22 protein-coding genes are annotated in these 23,130 nt (G+C 43.4%); 8 read left to right on the forward strand and 14 right to left on the reverse strand.

Translation table 11 applies throughout. The features are described 5' to 3' along the window. The first annotated feature begins 378 nt into the window (after positions 1-378). Together LZ23_RS12285 and LZ23_RS12290 are read left to right on the forward strand one after the other, a co-directional pair. Positions 379-1,227, forward strand: coding sequence for a PilZ domain-containing protein (locus tag LZ23_RS12285; RefSeq protein WP_045214617.1), 849 nt, complete (start codon positions 379-381; stop codon positions 1,225-1,227). Between the two features lie 321 nt (positions 1,228-1,548). Continuing rightward, entirely contained in the window at positions 1,549-1,767 is a 219-nt protein-coding gene (locus tag LZ23_RS12290) for a hypothetical protein (protein ID WP_045214619.1), read from the forward strand. On the opposite strand, the gene rsmG is transcribed toward LZ23_RS12290, so the two are convergent. Continuing rightward, positions 1,743-2,369, reverse strand: coding sequence for a 16S rRNA (guanine(527)-N(7))-methyltransferase RsmG (rsmG, locus tag LZ23_RS12295; protein ID WP_052507350.1), 627 nt, complete (start codon positions 2,367-2,369; stop codon positions 1,743-1,745). The genes LZ23_RS12290 and rsmG overlap by 25 nt on opposite strands. A gap of 943 nt (positions 2,370-3,312) precedes the next feature. Between rsmG and fabD the strand changes: the two genes are divergently transcribed. The 6 genes from fabD to LZ23_RS12325 all read left to right on the forward strand — a co-directional run bounded on the left by fabD (position 3,313) and on the right by LZ23_RS12325 (position 9,759). After that, entirely contained in the window at positions 3,313-4,254 is a 942-nt protein-coding gene (gene fabD / locus LZ23_RS12300) for an ACP S-malonyltransferase (RefSeq protein WP_232300487.1), read from the forward strand. Then, positions 4,255-5,910: an arginine--tRNA ligase gene (argS, locus tag LZ23_RS12305; protein WP_045214621.1), complete on the forward strand. Its 1,656-nt coding sequence runs from the start codon at positions 4,255-4,257 to the stop codon at positions 5,908-5,910. 21 nt (positions 5,911-5,931) lie between these two features. After that, positions 5,932-6,597, forward strand: coding sequence for an SPOR domain-containing protein (locus LZ23_RS12310; RefSeq protein WP_045214623.1), 666 nt, complete (start codon positions 5,932-5,934; stop codon positions 6,595-6,597). 73 nt (positions 6,598-6,670) lie between these two features. After that, entirely contained in the window at positions 6,671-7,225 is a 555-nt protein-coding gene (locus LZ23_RS12315; protein WP_045214624.1) for a pyruvoyl-dependent arginine decarboxylase, read from the forward strand. A gap of 322 nt (positions 7,226-7,547) precedes the next feature. Next, the gene (speB, locus tag LZ23_RS12320; protein ID WP_045214626.1) at positions 7,548-8,414 is read left to right on the forward strand and encodes an agmatinase; all 867 of its coding nucleotides are present in this window, start codon (positions 7,548-7,550) and stop codon (positions 8,412-8,414) included. 259 nt (positions 8,415-8,673) lie between these two features. Beyond that, entirely contained in the window at positions 8,674-9,759 is a 1,086-nt protein-coding gene (locus tag LZ23_RS12325; protein WP_045214628.1) for a deoxyhypusine synthase family protein, read from the forward strand. 534 nt (positions 9,760-10,293) lie between these two features. Here LZ23_RS12325 and hisA read toward each other — a convergent pair. The 13 genes from hisA to LZ23_RS12390 all read right to left on the reverse strand — a co-directional run bounded on the left by hisA (position 10,294) and on the right by LZ23_RS12390 (position 22,869). Continuing rightward, positions 10,294-11,025 (reverse strand): 1-(5-phosphoribosyl)-5-[(5-phosphoribosylamino)methylideneamino]imidazole-4-carboxamide isomerase, encoded by a 732-nt coding sequence (gene hisA, locus LZ23_RS12335; protein WP_045214631.1) that lies wholly within the window; start codon positions 11,023-11,025, stop codon positions 10,294-10,296. Next, positions 11,022-11,651 carry a hypothetical protein gene (locus LZ23_RS12340; protein WP_045214633.1) on the reverse strand — a complete coding sequence of 210 codons (630 nt, stop codon included), beginning with the start codon at positions 11,649-11,651 and terminating at the stop codon, positions 11,022-11,024. The genes hisA and LZ23_RS12340 overlap by 4 nt, the downstream gene beginning before the upstream one ends. A 3-nt stretch (positions 11,652-11,654) precedes the next feature. Further along, positions 11,655-12,254 (reverse strand): imidazoleglycerol-phosphate dehydratase HisB, encoded by a 600-nt coding sequence (gene hisB, locus LZ23_RS12345; protein WP_045214635.1) that lies wholly within the window; start codon positions 12,252-12,254, stop codon positions 11,655-11,657. Then, positions 12,247-13,011, reverse strand: a complete 765-nt coding sequence (gene tatC, locus LZ23_RS12350) for a twin-arginine translocase subunit TatC (RefSeq protein WP_045215417.1) — start codon at positions 13,009-13,011, stop codon at positions 12,247-12,249. Before tatC ends, hisB begins: the two co-directional genes overlap by 8 nt. A 53-nt stretch (positions 13,012-13,064) precedes the next feature. Next, positions 13,065-13,400, reverse strand: a complete 336-nt coding sequence (tatB, locus tag LZ23_RS12355) for a Sec-independent protein translocase protein TatB (protein ID WP_045214637.1) — start codon at positions 13,398-13,400, stop codon at positions 13,065-13,067. A 4-nt stretch (positions 13,401-13,404) separates the two neighbouring features. Next, positions 13,405-14,952 carry a glutamine-hydrolyzing GMP synthase gene (guaA, locus tag LZ23_RS12360; protein WP_045214638.1) on the reverse strand — a complete coding sequence of 516 codons (1,548 nt, stop codon included), beginning with the start codon at positions 14,950-14,952 and terminating at the stop codon, positions 13,405-13,407. A gap of 17 nt (positions 14,953-14,969) precedes the next feature. Further along, positions 14,970-16,427, reverse strand: a complete 1,458-nt coding sequence (gene guaB / locus LZ23_RS12365; protein WP_045214640.1) for an IMP dehydrogenase — start codon at positions 16,425-16,427, stop codon at positions 14,970-14,972. A 553-nt stretch (positions 16,428-16,980) separates the two neighbouring features. Continuing rightward, a complete protein-coding gene (locus LZ23_RS12370; RefSeq protein WP_045214641.1) occupies positions 16,981-17,565 on the reverse strand; it encodes a tetratricopeptide repeat protein in 585 nt (194 codons plus the stop codon). Next, the gene (locus LZ23_RS23590) at positions 17,558-17,686 is read right to left on the reverse strand and encodes a CcmD family protein (protein WP_084591049.1); all 129 of its coding nucleotides are present in this window, start codon (positions 17,684-17,686) and stop codon (positions 17,558-17,560) included. The genes LZ23_RS12370 and LZ23_RS23590 overlap by 8 nt, the downstream gene beginning before the upstream one ends. A 22-nt stretch (positions 17,687-17,708) precedes the next feature. Next, positions 17,709-18,398 (reverse strand): cytochrome c biogenesis protein, encoded by a 690-nt coding sequence (locus tag LZ23_RS12375; RefSeq protein ID WP_045214643.1) that lies wholly within the window; start codon positions 18,396-18,398, stop codon positions 17,709-17,711. 157 nt (positions 18,399-18,555) lie between these two features. After that, the gene (locus LZ23_RS12380; protein WP_045214645.1) at positions 18,556-19,257 is read right to left on the reverse strand and encodes a heme exporter protein CcmB; all 702 of its coding nucleotides are present in this window, start codon (positions 19,255-19,257) and stop codon (positions 18,556-18,558) included. After that, positions 19,232-19,909, reverse strand: a complete 678-nt coding sequence (locus LZ23_RS12385) for an ABC transporter ATP-binding protein (RefSeq protein ID WP_045214647.1) — start codon at positions 19,907-19,909, stop codon at positions 19,232-19,234. Before LZ23_RS12385 ends, LZ23_RS12380 begins: the two co-directional genes overlap by 26 nt. Before the next feature lie 1,046 nt (positions 19,910-20,955). Next, the gene (locus LZ23_RS12390) at positions 20,956-22,869 is read right to left on the reverse strand and encodes a heme lyase CcmF/NrfE family subunit (RefSeq protein WP_045214648.1); all 1,914 of its coding nucleotides are present in this window, start codon (positions 22,867-22,869) and stop codon (positions 20,956-20,958) included. Between the last annotated feature and the right edge of the window lie 261 nt (positions 22,870-23,130).

Genomic DNA, 23,130 nt, shown 5'->3' on the forward strand with positions numbered 1-23,130 from the left:
GACGGTTAAAGCAAGTTTTTACTCTTTACCGTCATTCCGGCGAAAGCCGGAATCCAGGCTTTGGTATGAAGAAGCGGCTGGAGCCGCAAGAGTAAGACGTCCCCAGGCTGGAGCCTGGGAACGAGGGGTATAAGCTACTCACACGTTCGGTCCCGGGCCGCCAGGGTGAGGAGCTTCTAAACAACTATAATCCTGGACATTCAAGGCGCTAAACAGCCACAAAAAAATTCTACTTAGCTTTGACTTGCAATTAATGCATAAATAATTTAAGTATTATTGCTATTCTAAGTTAGGTACAAATCACATTTTTTTAAAAACCAACCAGCTGACAACTTTTTCACTCTCAAACTAACAAATAGCATTATAGAAACTCAGCCTATGATCAATTCTGCAGAAAAAATCAGAACTTTTCTTAACGCTTCCATGGATCAGCGTTCCAGGTTCATCATTGTATTGCCCAAGGAAACTACAAGTGTAGGAGATCTTGGCGGCTATCTCGTGGACTTTGATGATAACAATCTCAAGTTTGAGCTTGTAAACAAAAATTTCAGTCCAAAGTGGAAAGGCCTGACAGTTACCTGTTACTTCAGAGTTGTTGACATGAAGGGATCACGCAAGGAAGTATTTTTTAACTTTGAGTCTAAAATATTAAAATTTACTTCAGACATATCAGGCCAAACCAGTCTTTTGTTAAGTTTTCCCATGAACATGACAATTGGACAACGCAGAAAAAGCATGCGCATTGGTATGGATATTCGATTGCTTCTTGGATTTTCCATATGGGAAGAAGATAAATTTATCAAGGAATCATCCAACTCAAATCAAAAGTGCCTGTATCCCCCTCTGATCACAGCTAAGTGTATAAACTCAGGAAAAGTAAGGGTTGTAAACATATCTGCCGGTGGACTGAGAAAAGAGATCAATGCCGAATTAATCCAGGAACTGGGAATAAACTGGAAAAAAAATCATCCCTTCATAATATGGATGGTTTTACTTGAGCCAAGTACAGGCAAAAAACAAGATTTATGGCTTAAGGCAAGGATAAAATACAAGCATGAGGATCCTGCTGAAAAAGATCAGTCACTGGGAATTGAGTTTGTAAGTTATGGAACAATCAACTCAAGTAAAAAAATGATCTGGAACCGGGTCAAAAATTTTAATATTGACCAGATTGGGAATTGGACGTATCAGAGGTACCTTGAGGAATTCAGGCAGGAGTGCACATAAAATGATTTATAGTAGTTTACCCCTTTTATCAGGTAAGCAGGAGCCAGGCACTCCAGACCCACTTGAGCATCAACTTATGTTTCCAACGTCTCACTGTTGATGCAGATGAATCCCGTCAAAGTCAGCAGCCGAGCCACATGCAAAAAGCTAAACTTACCACTACAGCGACATTTTATGGAAATTACTGCCTCGGCCATTGGGGACAGGCACTTTTGCCGACCTTAAACCGCAAAACAGCCGGACTATCCGGCAGCAAAAGAGCCAGGCACTTTAAAGCTTCACTACAGTGTTGTTGCAGTGCTACAAATCCAGGAATAAAATATGTTTAATGAAAAGTTTATCAACGAGCTGGAAAAACATCTTATATCAGGCGAGTTGGAAGATATTTTTAAGCACTCATCAGAAGAGAGAAGAGGTGAAATTCTGGATTATTTGGAGAGAATCATGGAACTGGGTGACTTAGCTGATGAAGTAGCTACTAAATTGATTTTTGCTCACTCAGGTCTTGGCAATATTTATAATTCCAGCCCCCACAAATAACGTTTTTTTCCTTTTACCTTGTAAACATGCTCACACTTAAGTCCAAAATCGTCTAATTTTTGCCCACGGTACTTATCAGAAGAAAGTATTATAATTCCTCCTTTTTTGGCCAGCATTTCTTTTGTCTGAGGCAATAGTTCAGACCAGGGCATAAAGGCCCTGCTGATAATTAACCTGGCAGGCAAGATGCTCTTTTCTATTTGTTGAAATCTGCAATTCAGCACAAGTGTGTTATTGAGCCTGACGCTTGCCAGTGCTCTGTTCATAAAGGCAGCCCTTCTGGTTCTACTCTCCACAAGATAATATCTGCCACTGTTCCATACTATTCTTAAAGGAATCCCGGGCAGACCGGCACCCGCTCCGAGATCCAGAACCCTGTCGTCTTCTGCAATCTGATAATTTTCATCAATAAATTTCCAGAGAAAAAAACTGTCCAGAACAAGCTCTTCAAGAACTCTACCCCACTCATAAGGACCTACAAGGTTCATCACCTTATTCCACTGCATTAGAAGATCCAGATATGAGAATAAGCTCTGTATCTGATTCTGATTCAGGTTGAATCCGTAATGCTGCACAACGTCAGCAAGCACATTCTGGTTCATAAATTCACTATTCGTATTTCGCATCTTGTGTAACTTAAAAGCGCCTCACCCGGGAGGACCGGGACCGAACTTGTGAGTAACTTATACCCCTCGTTCCCAGGCTCCAGCCTGGGGACGTCTTACTCTTGCGGCTCCAGCCGCTTCTTCAAAATGTGGCTGGAGCCTGGGAACAAGAAAAACAGCCTTAGCGCGTTTGGGATTGCCGCGCTCGAAGACTCGCTCGCAATGACACCTGAACTGTCAGGTATGTAGTTGCTCAAAACCTGTCACCCACGAAGGAGCCTAAGCGACCGAAGCAACCCCTAAGGTAAAGCTATAAACATCCGATTTTATTAGCAAAATGATTGTAGTTACTTAGAAGCTCCTCACCCGGGCGGACCGGGACCGAACCTGCGAGTAACTCTAAGAGTCTGTCACTTTTTTGGAAATTGGGACAGTCCCCGCGAGGTGCTACAAACAAGACTGATGCTGCATTGGTTCCTGGAAAAAATTTGCTTAAATGATAAAATTTACACAGCGAGGGACAGTCCCCCTCCGGGCTGTAAGCCTCCGGGCAGGAAGCTGTGCCAGGCGCAAGGTTCCCATCTTTGATGGAACTTTTCAGGAAATTGAGAATCAATCATATGTAAAAATTATAAAAATTGTGAAAATTATAACCGTCTGATTTCATTAGAAAAACGATTATAGTTACTTGTAAGAAGCTTAAGGCGCTATACTCGGACGCCCTCGAAGCAAATCAAGATGTGAGGGCGTCTTGGACCGGGCGGTTATTGGGCTAATAAAACTTCTCGACTTTCAACCTGAAAAAGGTTAAATTAAAAAGTTATTTGATTGGACACGAAAAATATTATTTGGCAGATTGTTCATCAATTTCATTTACTTGTATCAAGAAACTTAAAAGCGCATTACCTGAATTTTCAATACATGCCCAGTGGAGGACTACTTGAAACATCAAAACCTTGCAATTCTTTTTCCTGGTCAGGGATCACAGGAAAAAGGCATGGGTCGCGATCTGGCTGAAAAAGACAGCCAGTACATGGAGATATGGAAAAAGGCTGAAAAAATCTGCAGCCATTCCTTGAGAGAAATATTCTGGGATGGTGAGCCTGAGGACATGGCTCAAACTCAAGCATTGCAACCTGCTTTAACTGTGGTCAACCTTAACTTGTGGTTTTACCTGAAAAACCAGTTCAATCCCCAGGCAGCAGCCGGCCACAGCCTTGGAGAGTTTTGCGCCCTTTGTGCTTCTGGTGTTCTTGATTTGGACACAACCCTCAAACTTGTTTCTTTGCGTGGCAAGCTAATGTCTGAAGCCGGCAAAGACTCCAATGGAGCCATGGCTGCTATTCTCAAGTTAGATCAGGATACAGCCAAGGCTATTGCAGCTGATATTGCCCATGAAACCGGCAAAACTATCCTGGTGGCCAATTTTAATACACCGAAACAGTTTGTCATCAGCGGGCACAAGGATGCCATCAAGGCAGCAGAGCCAAAGGTCAAGCAGTGCAGCGGCAGGATGGTTGTACTGCCTGTCAGCGGTGCTTTTCACAGTCCCATGATGCAGGAGGCAGCCGTGGAATTATCAAAATTTATGGAAAAAGTCAGCTGGAAGGAGCCAGACTTTCCTGTTTATTTTAATGCTACTGCCAAACCTGAAAATAATCCCCATGAAATAAAAAAGATTATGCAGAAGCAGATGATATCTCCTGTATTATTTGTACAGCTCATCAACAACCTTTATGATTTTAGCATAAATAGCTTTGTAGAGCTCGGCCCCAAAGGAGTGTTATCCAAAATGGTTTCACAAATCCTCAGTCCAGAAAAAGACTTTAATACTTCGAACATAGGTTCTCTTCAGGATGAGTCAAAAATGGGGGACATATAAATGTATGCCAAAATCCAACTGAAGAAATTACTTCAGGCTGCAATAAGCAAACTTGGTCTATCATGGCCTGAAAAGGCTAATATCGAGCCTCCAAGAGATCTCAAGTTTGGTGATCTGGCCTGCAATGTGGCCATGATGCTCAGTAAAGAGGCTGGAAAAAATCCGAGACAACTGGCCCAGGAAATCAAAGAAATTCTTTCTAACCTGGAATCGCCACTGGAAAAAATTGAAATTGCCGGGCCAGGATTTCTAAACTTTACTTTTAAAAAATTTTACTGGTTGGAAATTATCAACACCATTGCTGAACAAAAAGACAGGTATGGTGCATCAACTTTTGGCAAAGGCGCAAAGGTGCAGATTGAATATGTTTCAGCCAACCCTACCGGCCCCCTGCACATCGGACATGGACGCGGAGCAGCAGTTGGTGATTCTTTAACCAGGATCATGCGTTTTGCAGGTTATGATGTATCAACTGAGTATTATCTCAATGATGCTGGAATACAGATGAATATCCTCGGTGAATCCACCTGGATCAGGTACCAGAATTTATGCGGGGTCAAGGCCTCCCTTGAAGAGCACCACTACCAGGGAGAATACCTCATTGAAACTGCGCGTCAAGTCTTTGAAGAGCACGGACGTGCCCTCCTGGACATGGACCTTGATCATGGGATATCCATTTGCAGGAAAATGGCTATGGACGTAATTCTCAACGGTATCAAGGAAGACTTGAATCTTTTCAGGGTTGAGCATCAGCACTGGTTTTCCGAGTTGAGCCTCATTCAGAAAGACAAAGTTTCTTATACTCTTGAATGGCTTCAGGACAAAGACCTGGCTTATGAAAAAGATGATGCTCTATGGTTTAAAAGTACTGATTTCGGTGATGATAAAGATCGGGTTTTGAAAAAATCTGATGGCTCCCTGACCTACTTTGCTTCAGACATAGCCTATCACCAGAACAAGTTTGACCGAGGATTTGAACTTGCAGTGGATATTTGGGGTGCCGACCATCATGGTTATGTGCCCAGAATGAAAGCAGCCGTCCAGGCTCTTGGGAAAACTGAAAACAGCCTGCAGGTCATTCTGGTCCAGCTGGTTAATCTGCAAAGAGAAGGTCACCAGATAGCCATGTCTACAAGAGCCGGCAAGTTCGTGACCTTGAAGGATGTAATTCAGGAAGTTGGTATTGATGCGTGCCGATTTATATTTCTCAGTCGTAAAAGCGACAGCCACCTTGATTTTGATCTGGAGGTTGTCAAGAGAAAAACTATGGACAATCCAGTCTATTATGTTCAATACGCTCATGCCAGGATATGTTCACTTTTTGCTAAAGCCCAGGAGATGGGCATTACACCTCCGACAGATGATACCCTGGTACTTAACGGTCTTGATACACCTGAAGATATCGAGCTTCTAAAAAAACTGCACGATTTTCCCGAAACAGTATCTTCATCTGCTACAAATTTGAGTCCACACTATATATCGTTCTATTTAATGGATCTTGCCGGATGTCTGCACAAATACTATACTGTGCATTCAGTCCTGAAGGCAGAAAGTTCTGAACTGATTCAGGCCAGAATGACTCTGTTTCAGGCAGTGGCCAGAGTAATCAGGAACGGTTTGAATCTTCTCGGAGTTTATGCCCCGGAAAAAATGTAACATAATGGCTTTATCTTAACTATGGCAAAAGGAAACAGCAAAAAAAGAACCACCAGGAGCAAGAGCAAGAGCAAATTCAAACTGGAGCTTGGTTTTACCAAAACCCTGTCTCTTGGTGCTTTTATTATTCTGGCCATGGTCTGGTCGTTTATTCTGGGTGTTTTTATCGGGCGCGGATATAATCCTGAAGATGTGATCCCTGAAATCGCCCGGGTAATGCCCGACAGTTCACAACGTTCTGTGGAGCGCATATTGACACCGGAAGAACTCGAGTTTCTGGAACAGCTTCGTGCAGGCGATGCTCCACAGGCAGCACCCATAATTGACAGAACTCCTGCCAGAACACCTGACAGAACCACTCCGGAAACTCCGGTTCAGCCAGCACCCGAACCAAGGCCGGAACCTCGTCCTGCACCAGCTGCAGAACCCCAGCCAGCTGTGGAAACTTTTATATACACGTATCAGGTAGGATCATTTCAGACCATTGAGCGGGCAAGCGAGCTGCAGCAAAGTCTTATGCGGGATGGATTCACTGCCAGCATAACAGACGCTTTTGTAGGCAATGAGCCGTGGTATAGAGTTCTTGTTGAATTTGAAACATCGTCAGCCAATGCTGATCAGATGGTAGAGAGAATCCAGAGCCACGGCATAAGCAATCCATTGCTTCGTGGAAAAAGACCATCTTAACTCTGCAGCAAGCAATATAACAGAGAAAACGATACTAAATAGTAAAACACAATTATTATGGAGGATTCAATAAATGTTTCAGGATACTTTTGTTCCCTCAAGAGCTTTCTTCACTCGGGGGATTGGACGTCACAAAAATAAACTTCAGTCTTTTGAGCTTGCTCTGAGAGACGCGGGCATTGAAAAGCAGAATCTGGTTTATGTTTCCAGCATTTTCCCTCCTAATTGTCAGATGTTGTCCTTAGATGAAGGAGTTAAACAGCTTCTGCCAGGACAGATTACCTTCTGTGTAATGGCCAGAAATGCCACAAACGAAAAAGGTCGTCTTGTAGGTTCTGCTGTAGGCATGGCATTTCCTGCTTCCAAAAGCCAATACGGATACATTTCAGAACATACAGCCTTTGGAGCTGATGAAAACGAGATTGGTGATTTTGCTGAAGACCTTGCCTCCACTATGCTGGCGACTACTCTTGGTATCGATTTTGATCCTGAAAAAGATTATGATCAGCGCAGACAAATATATATGATGAGCGGACAAATTGTAGATTCAGCTTCAGCACCGTGTGTTACTACCGGAGTAGCAGGACTTTGGTCTACAACTATATCTGCTGCTGTATTCCTGCCCTGAAGATAAACAGGCAAACGTGAGATTTGCCTTGTTGATTTCTTCATTTAAGCACCCACAGATACGTCTGTTCATTACGCCCGTCTAAGGACTTTGCCCTTAGACGGGTTTACCCATTTTAATAACTTACTGTTTCAATCCTGTAAAAAAAAACAAGATATTTTTTTAACCTTGAAAGAGCAATAATGCCCAAGATACTTATTCTTCAGCCTTCAGCCTGAAAAGTACGGTTTTCGCTCCAACTTAAAGATACTTGTTGAAATTGGGTTTTGGGCACAGCCCGGATTAGAGAATATCTGTTAAATGATACGAGAAAGCTAATAACATGTACAATAATTTTCTGGACCTTGATCCTCGTGATTGTGGTCCCAATATCATTAATGTCTGGCCAGTGCCTTACCAGGGTACAGTCAGCTACAGTCACGGTACCGGGTTAGCGCCCGAGGCTATTCTAAAGGCCAGCTATCACATTGAAACCTATGATCCGGAACTTGATGTGGATATATCCAGGTACTGTACTTTCAATACTCTGCCCTTCCAGAGAGTCAACGTATCAGGTCCGGAAGCAGTCTGCAGTGAAATGACCTCGCTACTACAAAACTATTGTGCGCAGGATTTTTTTCTGACCTTGGGCGGAGAGCATTCCATATCTTCGCCCATTATAAAGTTCTATGCGCAGCAATACCCCAACCTTGCAGTAATTCAGATTGATGCTCATGCAGACCTTAAGGATGAATATGAAGGCAGCAACTATTCTCATGCCTGTGTTATGGCCAGATGCCATGAGCATGACCTGCGACTGGTTCAGATTGGCATAAGAAGTCTGGACGCCCAGGAGATGCGCCTTATTCAAAACAATCCCAAAAGCATGCTGCCTTTCTTCCCATGGGACCTGCCGGATCCTGAGCAGGCAGCGAGGCAAATCCGTAATTTCATTGAGAACAGACCAGTGTACATCACTTTTGATGCCGATGGGCTTGATCCGTCCATCATGCCTGGCACCGGAACTCCGGAACCTGGAGGACTAGATTATAAATGGATTCAGGATTTATGGAAGCACCTCTGGCCTGGTCCTAAACTCGTTGGTATGGATTATTGCGAGGTTGCGCCAGTAGCTGGAAGTGTGGTATCAGAATCAGTTGCGGTGAAGTGCATATTAAGGATTTTAAGCGCTTATTTTTCTAATAAGTAACAATAATCTTTCTTGAGGGCACGCAAAAAGTCGAATACTGAATTTAAATTCTCAGCTTGAGTTTTACAATTATTTGATTTTAAACTTAAAACCTTAACTTTAAACTTAAATCTTAAAACTTTAAACTTTAAACTTAAAACTTTAAACTTTAAACTTTAAACTTAAAACCTAAAACTGAAATCTTAAAACTTAAAACTCAAAACCGCCTGCCAAAATTTACTTTTTGCAGACACATCACACATCAAAACAGGTACATAACATGTGCAAGAAAAAAGACATCAGGTCCATTGAAACTCTGCAGAACCCCGACGATCTTGGCTTAAAACCTTTGGAATCATTAGACCCTGACAAGATTAATGATTTTGACCAACTTCTAACAGCCATGTCCAAAACCTCATTTAACGGCAGAAGTCTTGGAGAGGCTCTTGATGTCATGGAAGAAATGGTGACTGACCCGGACTGTCTTGTTGTTGCCACCTTTTCCGGTGCCATGACCGTTGCTAAAATGGGCTCGATAATCTGCAAGATGATTAATCAAGGATGGATTAACGTAGTAATCTCAACAGGAGCTCTTATGGCTCATGGATTCATTGAATCCATCGGTCTTAAGCATTACAAATATGATCAGCACAGCATGGATGACAATGAACTTTTCAAGCATGGCTTTAATCGAGTTTATGATACTTTGGAGCCTGAGATTAACTTTATTCAGGCAGAGGACATTATACACAAGGTAATGCAGAAAATTGACCGTAATAGCCCGTTGAGTTCTGAAAAGATATGCCGAGAAATTGGAAAATACCTTGCTGAGAATGTACAGGGAGCCGGAATCCTCAAGAGCGCCTTTCAAAAAAAAGTTCCTGTTTATATTCCAGCGTTTACTGATTCAGAACTGGCCTTAGACATCGCGACCCACATGATGCGGGAAAACCTGGATCTTCTTGAAGAAAAATGCCCTGATAATTTACCCTACCCATTTAATCCATTCCTGGATCTGTTTAGTTACACCAGGAAAATTATCAAAAGCAAAAAGATAGGACTATTCACCATAGGCGGTGGTGTTCCAAGAAACTGGGCTCAACAAGTTGGACCATTCCTGGAAATTTCAGGACAACGCATAGAGGAACTCAATCTGCCATCTAAAAAATTTCAATATGGAGTCAGAATATGTCCTGAACCTGTCCACTGGGGAGGGCTGTCAGGATGCACTTATCAGGAGGGTATATCATGGGGCAAGTTTATTCCCAGAAGTCAGGGAGGCAAGTATGCTGAGGTATATTCAGATGCCACCATTGCATGGCCCATCCTCATCAAGGGACTGCAGCAAAGACTGGCCAAAAAATAAACACTGGTCAGGATATTAATGACGTATCTGCTTAGCGCTTACAAGCAACTGGAATCGTTTTGATAATAAAATCAGACGGTTACAATTTTCACATTTTTACGATTTTTGCTCATGATTGATGCACATTTGCCAGTAAAGTTCCGTCAAAGATGGGAACTTTGCACTTGGCACAGGGACTGTCCCTCGCTGTGTAAATTTTTCCATTGAAGCAAATTTCTTCCAGGAACCAATGCAGGATCAATCTTTTTTATAGTACCTCGCGGGGACTGTCCCAATTTCCAGAAAAGTGACAGATTCTTAAAGTTACTCGCAGGTTCGGTCCTGGTCCGCCCAGGTGAGGAGCTTTTAAGGAAAGCAGGGGACAGGCACTCCGGGACCCACTTGAACATCATTTTGTGCTTAAAATCTCTCATTTTTTGGGACAAGTGGGTCCCGGAAGAGCCAGTCCCCCTCCGGGCTGTATGCCTCCGGGCAGGAAGCCATGCCACATGCAAAGCGCTAAACAGATACTTAATGACATTTTTGAATTAAACATTACTGTTGCTGCTGAACCCACTCAAGAGCTGTTTTAAAATCTAAGCTGCCGCTGTAGATAGCTCGACCAGTAATGGTTCCCTCAAGTCCCATGGAAGCAAGAGGATAAATTTGCATAATATCTTCCAGCACGGAAACACCGCCTGCAGCTATGACCGGTTTTGATGTCAATCTAAGCATTTTCTCCATGGCATCAGTATTAACACCGCTTTGCATGCCGTCTCTTGATATGTCTGTATATACAAAGAATGAGGCCCCAAAATTTTCCAGAACAGGAACCACATCTTCCACTTTCATGCCAGTATCAGCCACCCATCCGCGTGATTTGAGCCTTCCGTCGCGCGCATCAAGAGAAACCCCTGTTTTGCCAGGAAACTCCACACACATATCAGCAAACAGACTTTTGTCCTCAAGGGCCATGGTGCCGATAATCAATCGTTCAACCCCGGCATCAAGGTAGGCCCTGGCAGTGGATATATCTCTGATCCCCCCGCCAAGCTGCACTGGAATCTGGACCCGGTCACAAATGGATCTGATTAGTTCCCTGTTGACCGGCTCACCAGAAAAGGCCCCGTCCAAATCCACGAGATGCAACCACTGAGCTCCCAGGCGTTCCCAGTGTTCGGCCATGGCTACCGGATCAGGAGAAAAAACAGTTACTTCATTTTCAAGCCCCTGACGAAGCCTGACACATTGCCCACCTTTAATATCAATGGCTGGAAAAATTATCATAAGCCCAACTCCCTGACTCCCTGTTCAAGACCTTCCCGAGCCAGGGCTCTGGCAGATATCCATTTCCCGCCTCTCTGGAAAAATCGCCCTGCACCGAGAAGGTTCTCCGTTAATGACTGCTGCCGCTCATCAAATTTGAAATGACTCAGTCTAAGTTCAGACAAATCAATAAGATTAAGTTCAATGGTCACTCTGGCTGGCTCATCTACTCCCCAGTCACCACCAACTCGTTCCTGCCATTCAAAAACAAAAGGTACCAGGATGAAATCAGCCGGGACACAACGAGCTACACTTACCCAATAATGAAAAGCATCTCCCGGGTCAGTTCCATGAGGAGTAACAGAGACGCATTGCTGAACTATTGAAGGCGCGACAATATGATAGTTATTGCCTGAAAGTAATGCCCCCAGATCACTGTCCAGCATTTTGAAAATATCCGGATCAAATCTTTTTGCGCCTATGACTACATGGTTGTTTATCATTTGCCAGCGATGGATGGGCTGAGAAAAACCAGCAACAGCAACTGCTGATTCAGCAGGCAGAAAATGATCTGTTTTTTTGGGCGCACAAGCAAAAGAAAGGATTAGACCCAGCATTAAAATAATCAATAAAGTAAATTTCTTCATAATTTAATCCAGTATTCCCTTGGTACTGAGCACACCGGATCTTGTCAGACTTTTAGCCTGCCTGACAGCCAGGCCCAATGCCTTGAAAGATGATTCTAAAAGGTGGTGTGAGTTTGAACCATAATGAAAAATAATATGCATATTCATTTTTGCGCTAAATGCAAAAGACTTAAAAAATTCCCTCCAGAGATCCTTTTCTTCGCCGGCAATTATTTCAGAAAGAAGTTCATGGCCTTGATATACGAGATATGGACGGCCGGAAAAATCTACAACAGCCTCTGCCATGGCTTCGTCCATAGGCACTTTGGCCCAGCCAACCCTGGCAATACCTGACCGATCACCCAAAGCCCGGGAAAAGGCCTGACCAAGACAGATAGCTGTGTCCTCCAGACTGTGATGTGCATCTATATAGATATCACCATCACAACTTACCTGCAACTCAATGTCACCCCAATGTGCCATGAGATCAAGCATGTGATCAGCAAAGCCGAATCCTGTCTGGAGAGAATTATTGATACTTTTTCCATCGAGATTCAAATCAATGGAAATCCTGGTCTCAGATGTATCACGCTCTATTTTTGCTGTTCTGTGCGTCTTACTCATCTTTTTCTTTATCCTTCTCCTGCCGTGCCTTTTTCTTGCGCTCCTTTCTTTCTATTCTCTCTTTACCCCAGATATAAGCTACCAGAATGCCAACCTCATATAAAATTACCAGCGGACCGGACATAAGTACCTGGCTGATGATATCCGGAGGTGTCAAAAAAGCCGAGGCCACAAAAGCCAGTAATATGGCGTACTTTCTCTGTTTGCGCAAGCCTTTGGATGAAACAATACCAAGCCTTGCAAGAAAAAAGATAAAAAGCGGAAGCTCAAAAGCTATTCCAAAAGCAAATAAAAGTTTTAGGGAAAAACTGAGATACTCCCGCAATGATGGCATGGGCTGGATCATCTCAGTTGCGAAATTCATGAAAAAATTAAAACCAATGGGGAAAACAATAAAGTACCCAAAAAGAGCACCGGTTATAAAGAATAAGGCAGAAAAAAATGAAATGGGTATAATAAATTTCTTTTCAGTATCGTATAGTCCAGGACCTACAAATCTCCAGATCTGATAAAAAATATACGGGCTTGCCAGAAATACACCAGCCACAAAAGCCACTTTCAGGTAGGTAAAAAAGGCTTCAGGCAATGATGTGAAAATCATGGTGCTGTCTGGAGGAAGTACCTCTATAAGAGGCTTCATAAGGATGTCAAAAAGATCCTCTTTAAAACCATAACAGGCAAGAAAGCCGATAAAAGCAGCTATAAGAGATCGAAAAAGCCTTTTTCTCAGCTCTTCAAGATGCTCTGTAAAAGTCATGCCTTCGGCAGCATCATGACCATTTTCTGCGGTTTGTTCAGTTTGTTCAGAACTCATTGGCTGGCAGTATCTTTTTTCTGTGGTTCATTTTGGTTGTGTGAAGCACCATTGTCTGCATCTACATCAGGGTAAGTTTCCTGGGGTTGAGACGGCTTACTGTAATGGCCTGATTTTTGAGCCATTTCACGTTTGATACGTTTTTTAGCCTGCTCCTCTTCGTCTCGGTCCACTTCCATTTCTATGGTTCTTTTGACATCTGTGGAAACCCTTTTGAACTCTGCCAGAGTTTTGCCTAAGGACTTGGCTATTTCCGGAAGCTTCTTGGGTCCAAGGACAAGCAGCGCCACAACAAGGATGACTACAAGTTCAGTAGTGCCTATTCCAAACATATGCTTATTCCCATTCTATTGTACTTGGCGGTTTGGAAGAAATATCAAAAACTACTCTGTTTACACCCCGAACCTCATTAATGATCCGGTTGGACATCCTGGCAAGTATCTCGGAAGGAACCCTGCTCCAGTCAGCAGTCATGGCATCAACGCTGTCCACAATTCTTAAGGCAACGACATTTTCGTAGGTTCTTTCGTCACCCATAACTCCTACAGTCTTAAGGGGCAAAAGTACTGCAAAGCCCTGCCAGACTTTCCTGTACCAGTCGGATGTTTGCAGCTCGGCTTGCACAATACGATCTGCCTGCCTGAGAATATCAAGTCTTTCGGCCGTAATTTCGCCTATGATTCTTATGGCCAGCCCAGGCCCCGGAAAAGGATGTCTCCAGACAATGACATCCGGTATGCCAAGCTCAACGGCAACTTTGCGCGCTTCATCCTTAAACAGTTCGCGAAGAGGTTCAACAAGCTTCAGATTCATTTTTTCCGGCAGGCCACCCACGTTATGATGGCTTTTGATTACAGCTGAGGGTCCTTTAAAAGATACGCTTTCTATAACATCCGGATATAATGTACCCTGAGCCAGCCACCTTACCCCTGGGATGGACCTGGCTTCTTCATCAAAGACTTCAATAAAGGTATGACCGATGATTTTTCTTTTTTCCTCAGGATCAACAACTCCTTCAAGACGGGAAAGAAAACGCTCCTGAGCCTGAACGTATTTAAGGTTAAGGTCAAAATGTTCTCGTAAAGTCTCCACAACCTCCTGGCCTTCACCATGCCTCAGCACTCCGTTGTCCACAAGGATGCAATGCAGCCTTTTGCCAATGGCTTTATGAAGAAGAACAGCAACTACTGTAGAATCTATACCGCCGCTGAGTCCGCAGACAACGTGCTCATCACCTATGGCTTTACTCATATTCTGTATAGCGTCTTCAATGAATGACGACATGGACCAGTCCGGTTTTAAGCCCGCAACTTTGAATAAAAAATTATGCAGTATTTTGAAACCATCTTCGGTATGAGCCACCTCTGGATGAAACTGGACAGCGTAAATCTTTCTGTCCACATTACCCATGGCAGCAATGTCCACACCGTCAGTTCTGGCAAGAACTTTAAACCCGGGTGGTGGGGAGAGAACAGTGTCCCCATGAGACATCCATACTGTTAATGTCTTTTTCTGGCTTAAGCTATCCCACAAAAGACAATCTTCTGAAAATTCAAGAGTGGAGCGGCCATACTCCCGATTTGTTGACGGCTCAACCTTGCCGGAAAACTTATAAGCTATCAACTGCATCCCGTAACAAATTCCCAGTATTGGAAGGTTCATGGCAAAAATGGCATCATCAATCCCGGGGGAATCAGTGGAGCCAACACTTGCCGGTCCTCCTGAAAGAACCAGAGCTGAAGGCTCGAGAGCCTTAAGTTCATCCATTGAAACAGTACAGGGATGAATTTCCGAATAAACACCAGCCTCTCTGATTCTTCTGGCTATGAGCTGAGTATATTGTGAACCGAAATCAATAATGATAACTTTATTTTGGACCTGCATACCGTTATCCTGCGAGTTTAGTAGTTTTCAATCCTGTAATTGGGTGCTTCTTTGGTTATGATAACATCGTGAACATGGCTCTCTTTATAGCCCGCAGCAGTCATGCGCAAAAACTGAGCCTTGGCCTGAAGCTCTCTGATATTGGCACAGCCCACATACCCCATGCCGGAGCGCAACCCTCCTATGAGCTGGTAAATTGTTTCACCTGCCTGACCTTTGAAAGGTACCCGGCCGACAATACCCTCAGGAACCAGCTTGTTGGTCTTGTCCTGAAAATAACGATCGCTGCTGCCATCCATCATGGCATCTATAGAACCCATGCCCCTGTATATTTTGTATGTTCGGCCCTGATAAAGAATAGTCTCACCTGGACTCTCTTCAGTACCTGCTAACATACTGCCCATCATTACTGAATCTGCACCTGCCACTATGGCTTTGACCACATCTCCGGAAAATTTTACACCACCATCGGCAATTACGCACCTGTCCTTTTCACGACAGGCCTTAGATGCCTCAATAATAGCAGTAATCTGGGGCACACCCACACCAGCTACAATTCTTGTTGTACAGATTGAGCCTGGACCTATACCTACTTTGACTGTATCAGCCCCGGCATCCACAAGCGCCTTAGCACCTTCATATGTTGCCACATTGCCGGCAATCAACTGACAATCCGGAAAAGTTGATTTTAAACCACTGACAGAATTGATAATATTTTTAGAGTGTCCATGGGCTGAATCCAATACGATAAAGTCAGCTCCGGCCCTTAAGAGCGCTTCAACCCTTTCTGCCTGATCCATGCCGACTCCAACAGCTGCTCCTACCCGCAACCGTCCCATATCATCCTTGCAGGCGTTGGGATATTTTTTGATCTTTTCAATGTCTTTAATGGTGATGAGCCCTTTAAGAGCTTTACCTTCATCAACAACCAGGAGCTTTTCAATCTTGTTTTTCTGAAGTATCTGTTTGGCCTCGTTCAGGGTTGTACCCATAGGCACAGTTACGAGGTTTCGGCTGGTCATGACATCCTTGACCCTGGTAGACATGTCATGAACAAACCTGACATCCCTGTTGGTGACTATCCCCACAAGCTGACCCTTATCTACTACAGGAAGTCCTGAAATTCTATACTCAGACATAAAAGTGATAACACTTTCTACACTATCGTCAGGCTTTACAGTAACCGGATCAACTATCATTCCGCTTTCTGATTTCTTGACTTTTTCCACCTCAATTCTCTGTTTTTCGATTGTCATGTTTTTATGAATGACTCCAACTCCTCCCGCTCTGGCCATCGAAATGGCCATGCGAGCCTCTGTAACAGTATCCATGGCCGCACTGAGCAAGGGAATATTCAAAGAAATTGATGGTGTGAGGATGGTGGAAAGATCTACCTGGTCCGGCAAAACCTCTGAGTAGGCAGGCATGAGCAACACATCATCAAAGGTCAAACCATGACCCCATATTTTATCCATTATCATCCTCCTTCCTTATATGTCATGCTTGTTCAGTAAAAAATTCAGTTACTTACTCTTGAAACCCTGTCATTAAAGACAAGAAATTGTTATCAGTTAATGGTGGGAGCATTACGCATTTCTGAAAAGTCAATTGGGGACAGTCCCGAAGCCAGGGACAGTCCCCGTGCCAAGCCGTCACAATCGGGTTTTAAGTCCAAAATAGCTAAGACATACAGCTCGAATTTATAGTTTTCAGAAATGCGTAATGCTCCCGTTAATGGTTAATTGTTATTTGTTGAAGAATAAAAGCCTGAATTTACTGCCTTACCCTGAAACAATTAACAAATGACAGATAACTGGGTAGCGGGCATGACCCGCATTAGCTATTATCCACCATTGAGCTAACTTTTGGAAAATAGAAAATCAAAAATGGATAATAATTACATATTTTTGATTTGTTTCATGCACAATTTAATAATGTTACTCCTAAGCTCTACTGCCTGTCAAACATATACACTCAGATTCAGGAAGAGTTTATTGGCATTTTTTAAGCCCAAGTGTCGCTACAGTGCTATTCAGTTTCAACAACAGGATTATCAAGCTCATGCTGAATTCGTTGTATCAACTCAGGATCTTCAGGAGCTATCTCAAGGATCCTGTGAAAATGATGTTCAGCCTTCTCCTGATCGTCAAGATAGTATTTGTACATTATGCCAAGATTATAGTGGCTGCGATAATTGTCGGGATCAAGGTCCAGAAGGGCCTGAAAACGTTCTTCAGCTTCTGTAAAGCGCTCCAGTTGAAAAAGTGTAAAACCAGCCTGATTTAATGCCAGCTCATTCTCAGGCTCTATGGCAAGAATCCTGTTCCAGAAGGCATATGAACGTTCCCAGGCATCCATGAGCATGAACAGGTGCGCCAGTTCTATCATGGCAGGTACATTATCAGGATTACGGTCTACCTCAGCCATAAGTCCGCTTATTTCCGCCATCATTGCCTGCTCCTGAGTCCTTTGAGCGCCGGATGTTACAACGGTAATGCTTGGATCTTTTACCCTGCCCATAAGAGAAGATAAAAAAATGGCTATCAAACAGACCACGGCCATTATAGCAACACTTTTCTGCATTGCACTTGGTGAAATCAAAGTATTACTCATTTACTCTCAACTCCAGTTGCCTGACTTTTTGTTCAAGCCTTTTCTGGACTATGGCCAGATAACTTATATATCCGCCGATCCCTAACCAGACAACAATGTTGCTTAAAATTAAATATGTCATTATATTACCCGTCCTTTAATGGCTAATAAGATACGAATACTGAAAGATTTCTGAGCCTGTCCCTGCACTGGAGTTGAGTTGTTCTGAAGATAATCACAGCAGCCGTCAAAAACCCCCAGGCTCCAAGACATACAAATACAGTAGTCAGCATTTCAGGCTCAAGCCCTCCTCCACTGGATCCAAAAACAGCAGGATGAATGCTTCTCCACATCCTGGCTGAAAGAAACACCAGAGGAACATTTAAAAAAGCCACAATTCCCAACACCGCAGATACAGCTCTCATCTTGACCGGATTATCCATGGCCTGACGCAGCACTAAGTATCCTGCATATATAAACCACATCACCAAGGTTGTGGATAATCTTGGATCCCATGTCCACCAGGTATTCCAGGCTGATCTGGCCCAGATAGAACCAGTTGCCAGTGCAAGCGTAGCAAATAAAAGCCCAATCTCAGCAGATGACTGAGCCAGATTGTCCAATACCTGTTTTCTGGTAATGAGAAAGCCAATGCTGGCACAAAAAACAATAAAAAAACTAATAAGTCCCCACCAGGCCATGGGTAAGTGAATATAAAAAATCTTCTGCAAAATACCCATAGTGGCTTCTAAGGGAGCGTATATCCAGATAAAGTATTGGGCCACACAAAGACCCAAAGCTCCTGCAATAGCAAGATATGCGGTCAGATTGACTGATTTTAAGTTATTGGACATATTTTATAATTAAACACCATTAAATGAGTGTTAAATGATATTTAGATTTAAAAGTTAAATAATAGTTTAAACCTTTGAACATGGCACTGGCACTGGCTATCCAATCCCCAAGCCTTCAATCTTAAATCTTAAAACTTAAAACTTAACACGTACAACCTTAGTACTCACGAAACACAAAAGGAAAAAGAATTATTGCCGCACCTGTAAAAATCCCTGCAAAGGCAAAAGCTATTCCAGCCCAGGCATTTATATCCTGAACCGAGCTGTCTCCAAGAAAATATGAGCCAAGCTTGATACCCGCCAGCAATAATGGCACAAGCAAAGGAAAAATAACCACGCTTAAAAGAGATTCCCTGGCAGAACTCCCCTGAGAAACAGCTCCGAGAAGGGAGCCTATAGCCACAAGCCCCCAATCCACCAGCAAAATGACTCCCACAACCAAAAGAAAGGATTCAATATTTTCTTGTCCCAGAAATACAATTATAGCTGGAAAAAAAAATACCTGACAAATTAGAAGAAGGATCAATCCTGTTAAAGCCTTGCTGAACCAGATGGTTTGCAAAGGCACAGGCGAGAGCAGCAGCCCGATTCTGGCCTGGTTGGTCTCTTCGAGAGAGTAGACGCTATTAAATACCAGAATAAGAGCAAAGCTTGTTGCCAGCCAGAAAATTGATGCCGCAGCCTGAGCAGAAACTTCCTCTCCCACTGGTGTGGACAGGCTGAAAACAAATACCAGTATAAGGCCCAATAAAACAGGCTGGATAAGACCTGAAACATCAGCAAAAAAGAGCTTTAAATCTTTGAAAACAATGCTTAGAAAACCAGCACCCACATCAATTATCCTGCTGTTGGTCGACATAATCCCGGGTTAAACCGGAAAAGGCCGCTTGTTTATTATCCAGAAATATTACCTGATCCGTCATTTCAAGATCTTCATCCAAAGTATGACTGACCCAGACCACTGCTGCACCTTTTTGAGAACAGGCAGTTATTTCACGACGCAACATTTCTCTGGAATTTATGTCCAGCCCTGTCCCTGGTTCATCCAACAGCATCAGCTGGGGTTCAATCATGAGTACCCTGGCCAGAGTAAGTCTCTGGGCCATACCCCTGGAAAAAGTACCAGCCTTTTCATAAGCAAAAGCTTTCAGACCAACCTGATCCAGAAAGCTGGTCAACTTTTTTTCGTGGGCCTCCCGATAATATAACCTTGCCCAGAATTTCAGATTATCCAGAGCAGTTAACTGGGGATATATGAAGGTACTATGCCCGAGATAGGCTACCTGCTCTCTGTCAATATTATATTCCACCACTCCGTCTGATGGTGCAATCAAGCCTGAAATAATATTCATGAGTGTAGTCTTGCCAGCGCCATTAGGCCCGGCAATCAGGGTTACAGTTCCAGGCATGACTGTCAAACTAACATTTTTAAATACCAGCCGCAGATCAAAGAAATGAGTAATCTTGATCAACTTTAGCAGGAAATGTTTTTGAGAGCTGAAAGCATTCATTAGTGACTGCCGATTTTAAGCAACTTAAATCTTATATAAGCAAAATCAGATGGTTACATTTTCAAGTTTTTTAAAATTTTTACTTCTAAGTAACTAAAACCAAATTATCAACAAAATCAGACGGTTATAGTTTTCACAATTTTAAGATTTTTACATATGATTGATTCTCAATTACCAGAAAAGTTCCGTCAAAGATGAGAGCTTTGCGCCTGGCACAGGGACTGTCCCTCGCTGTGTAAATTTTTTCATTTAAGCAAATTTTTTCCAGGAACCAATGCAGTATCATGCTTTATTATAGTACCTTGCGGGGACTGTCCCAATTTCCAGAAAAGTGACAGACTCGTAAAGTTACTCACAGGTTCGGTCCCGGGCCGCCCGGGTGAGGAGCTTCTAAGTAACTAAAGCCAAATTAGCAATAAATTCAGAGCATTATGGTTTTACCTTACAGATTGCTTCGGTCGCTTAGGCTCACTTGTGGGTGACAGGTTTTCAGCAACCACTTCCCTGACATCTCAGGTGTCATTGCGAGCGAGTCTTCGAGCGCGGCAATCCTTGTTGCGAGCGAAGCGAAGCAATCTCGTGTTAAGGCTATTACCTCTTTTTTTGTGGCTTAAGCCACATTTCAAAGAAGCGGCTGGAGCCGCAAGAACAAGACGTCCCCAGGCTGGAGCCTGGGAACGAGGGGTATAAGTTACTCACAGGTTCGGTCCCGGGCCGCCCGGGTGAGGTGCTTACAGGTAACTACAATCGTTTTGATAATAAAATCAGATGGTTACAGTTTTCATGTTTTTACGATTTTTGCTTATGATTCATGCACATTTGCCTTAAAAGTTCCGTCAAAGATGGGAACTTTGCGCTTGGCACAAGGTCTGTCCCTCGCTGTGTATATTTTATCATTAAACCCAATTTCTTCCAGGAACCAATGCAGCATCAATCTGTTTTATAGTACCTCGCGGGGACTGTCCCAATTTCCAGAAAAGTGAAAGTTCTTCAATGTGGAGGCGGCTTATCGCAGGTTTGATCCTGCCCCCATGATGAAGGTTTTTCTAAGCTGACTCCATCTCCTGAACCTTACGCACCCTTACTCTGCTCATAATTAATAAACCGGCTACACAGACAATTATACTTCCAATCCATATCCAGTTCACCAGAGGTGTTATATTTATTTTTACTGTAATGGTTTTTTCCTGATTGAAAGCAAGGATGGTTGAGTACAGCTCATTGCCAAGAGTAGGTATAACCGACACCTCAGCGTAAGGTGAATCAAAGTTGTGAAAAAGTTTGCGTTGAGGGGTGAGCATGCCAATTTCCCTGCCATCTTTGTAAGCAACAAGGCGGGCCTCATAGATGGCTAACCCCGGAGACAGTATCTCTTCAAATTCAATATAGTGAAACTCGTAGTTCTGCATGGTCACTCGTTCCCCTTTGGGAATTACAAATTCTCTGCTGTCCTGAAAAGGTCCGGAAAAAGCAACCCCAAAGACAATCATGGCCACACCGAGGTGAAGCAAATAAACATTCCATCCAACTCTTCTTTTTCTGACCTGAGGAGTCAGAATAATATACATAAAAGCAGAAAGCATTCCGGCTACACCTGCAGCAGCGGCTACTACCGGCATGATTACTCGTATTCCACCGATCCACAGACCAATCATCGTACACACAAAGACTATCCCGACGATGATCAAGCTGTTTTTATCCTTAACTCCGCTTTTCCAGTTATACCAGGGACAGATACATAGGATAATCGCCATTAAAGTAAATACAGGCAGGCATACCCTGTTGTAGAAATCCGGACCTAAGCCTATGGGGCTGTCGGTCCAGATCCTGGATATAACAGGCCACATGGTACCCATGGCAACAATTACTGCCAGTGCAAGCAGCAGCCATGTTGTGACAATCATCAATCCCTGTTTGCTCCAGAAATCATCAACCGCACTCTTGTCGCTTTTTCCTGTTAGTGCTACAAAAAATGTAAAAATCAGGCTCACGCCAATAAGAGACACCAGCGGGACACCCACACCGGTTCCGCCAAAGGTATGCAAAGAGTCAATTACATTGCTTCTTACCAGAAAAGTAGCAAAAAAACATGTGATAAGGCTCATGCAGATCAAGATCAGATTGGAACGGTGCAAAGTATTGCGTTGCTTGCCTATCATTGCTGTATGCAAAAAAGCTGTGCTGACCAGCCAGGGAATAAGTGAGGCATTTTCAACTGGATCCCATGCCCAGTATCCTCCCCATCCAAGCTCCATATATGCCCACCAGCCACCAAGCAAAATGCCTCCTCCGGTCAGCATGACCCAGGCAAATAGAACCCAGTTTCGGCTTTGAAAAAGCCATGAACGTTGATCTCCAGTTACCCATCCAGCCAGAGCCAGACAGGCTGGAATGGTAAAACCAGCATATCCCAGAAATGTCATTGGAGGATGAAAAATCATGCCCACATTTTGTAAAAGAGGATTTAACCCGCGACCGGACATGGGAACCGGGTCTAAAATTTCAAAAGGGTTGCTGGGTCCAGTGAGCATCAATAGGAAAAAGGCTTGAATCATAAAGAAAAAACCCCAGAAATAGCCCTTGGTACGTTCTGGTAAGCTTTTGTAAACAGGGGAATATATCCATATAAATCCCATCAGAGCCATTATCCAAAGCCAAAATAGCATTGATCCGGCCTGACCGGCCCAAAAGGCTGACACTCTGTATACCATGGGCAGAAAATCATCAGAATGACGAAATACATAGGAAAATGAATAATCGCGTAGCCAGAAGGCCTGCAAAAGAATGAGCGAGGCCAGAGTAATAATCATAAAGGCCGCTATGTGACTCTTCTCCATCCAGGCCAGAGACCGCAAGCGATCTTTTTCATTAGTGCGTAGTGCTTCCCAGAAAAAAAACAGCCCCATGACAACGTATATCAACAAAGATATGAGTAAAATAAAAAAACCGATATATTGCATGTTATTTCCTGCAGACAATCACTTGAGAGTTAAAAGTTATCAGTTAATTGTTATTTATTATTTGTTAAAGAAAAAATTAACATGATTGCAGTGTTAAGTATCAATCGTGTTAGCTGAGCTGCCCGGGACCGAAGCTGTGAGTAGCTGTCTTTAAAGTGGAGCCTGCATCATGCAGGCAATTTAATTCCAGGCGGCTGGAAGCCCCCTCCACATTGAAGATCAGCCCCATATCTAAAAATTGGGACAGTCCCCGCAAGATAC

It is taken from the genome of Desulfonatronovibrio magnus (assembly GCF_000934755.1).
Classification (GTDB): domain Bacteria; phylum Desulfobacterota; class Desulfovibrionia; order Desulfovibrionales; family Desulfonatronovibrionaceae; genus Desulfonatronovibrio; species Desulfonatronovibrio magnus.

Bases quoted from the DNA above. Each gene is read 5' to 3' on its own strand.
- LZ23_RS12310 (WP_045214623.1), top strand. From the start codon at position 5,932: ATGGCAAAAGGAAACAGCAAAAAAAGAACCACCAGGAGCAAGAGCAAG.
- LZ23_RS23590 (WP_084591049.1), bottom strand. From the start codon at position 17,686: ATGACATATTTAATTTTAAGCAACATTGTTGTCTGGTTAGGGATCGGC.
- LZ23_RS12375 (WP_045214643.1), bottom strand. From the start codon at position 18,398: ATGTCCAATAACTTAAAATCAGTCAATCTGACCGCATATCTTGCTATT.
- tatC (WP_045215417.1), bottom strand. From the start codon at position 13,011: ATGACTTTTACAGAGCATCTTGAAGAGCTGAGAAAAAGGCTTTTTCGA.
- LZ23_RS12340 (WP_045214633.1), bottom strand. From the start codon at position 11,651: ATGAAGAAATTTACTTTATTGATTATTTTAATGCTGGGTCTAATCCTT.
- guaA (WP_045214638.1), bottom strand. From the start codon at position 14,952: ATGCAGGTCCAAAATAAAGTTATCATTATTGATTTCGGTTCACAATAT.
- tatB (WP_045214637.1), bottom strand. From the start codon at position 13,400: ATGTTTGGAATAGGCACTACTGAACTTGTAGTCATCCTTGTTGTGGCG.
- speB (WP_045214626.1), top strand. From the start codon at position 7,548: ATGTACAATAATTTTCTGGACCTTGATCCTCGTGATTGTGGTCCCAAT.
- LZ23_RS12390 (WP_045214648.1), bottom strand. From the start codon at position 22,869: ATGCAATATATCGGTTTTTTTATTTTACTCATATCTTTGTTGATATAC.
- LZ23_RS12290 (WP_045214619.1), top strand. From the start codon at position 1,549: ATGTTTAATGAAAAGTTTATCAACGAGCTGGAAAAACATCTTATATCA.
- guaB (WP_045214640.1), bottom strand. From the start codon at position 16,427: ATGGATAAAATATGGGGTCATGGTTTGACCTTTGATGATGTGTTGCTC.
- argS (WP_045214621.1), top strand. From the start codon at position 4,255: ATGTATGCCAAAATCCAACTGAAGAAATTACTTCAGGCTGCAATAAGC.
- LZ23_RS12285 (WP_045214617.1), top strand. From the start codon at position 379: ATGATCAATTCTGCAGAAAAAATCAGAACTTTTCTTAACGCTTCCATG.
- LZ23_RS12325 (WP_045214628.1), top strand. From the start codon at position 8,674: ATGTGCAAGAAAAAAGACATCAGGTCCATTGAAACTCTGCAGAACCCC.
- LZ23_RS12370 (WP_045214641.1), bottom strand. From the start codon at position 17,565: ATGAGTAATACTTTGATTTCACCAAGTGCAATGCAGAAAAGTGTTGCT.
- LZ23_RS12385 (WP_045214647.1), bottom strand. From the start codon at position 19,909: ATGAATGCTTTCAGCTCTCAAAAACATTTCCTGCTAAAGTTGATCAAG.
- LZ23_RS12380 (WP_045214645.1), bottom strand. From the start codon at position 19,257: ATGTCGACCAACAGCAGGATAATTGATGTGGGTGCTGGTTTTCTAAGC.
- LZ23_RS12315 (WP_045214624.1), top strand. From the start codon at position 6,671: ATGTTTCAGGATACTTTTGTTCCCTCAAGAGCTTTCTTCACTCGGGGG.
- hisA (WP_045214631.1), bottom strand. From the start codon at position 11,025: ATGATAATTTTTCCAGCCATTGATATTAAAGGTGGGCAATGTGTCAGG.
- rsmG (WP_052507350.1), bottom strand. From the start codon at position 2,369: ATGAACCAGAATGTGCTTGCTGACGTTGTGCAGCATTACGGATTCAAC.
- hisB (WP_045214635.1), bottom strand. From the start codon at position 12,254: ATGAGTAAGACGCACAGAACAGCAAAAATAGAGCGTGATACATCTGAG.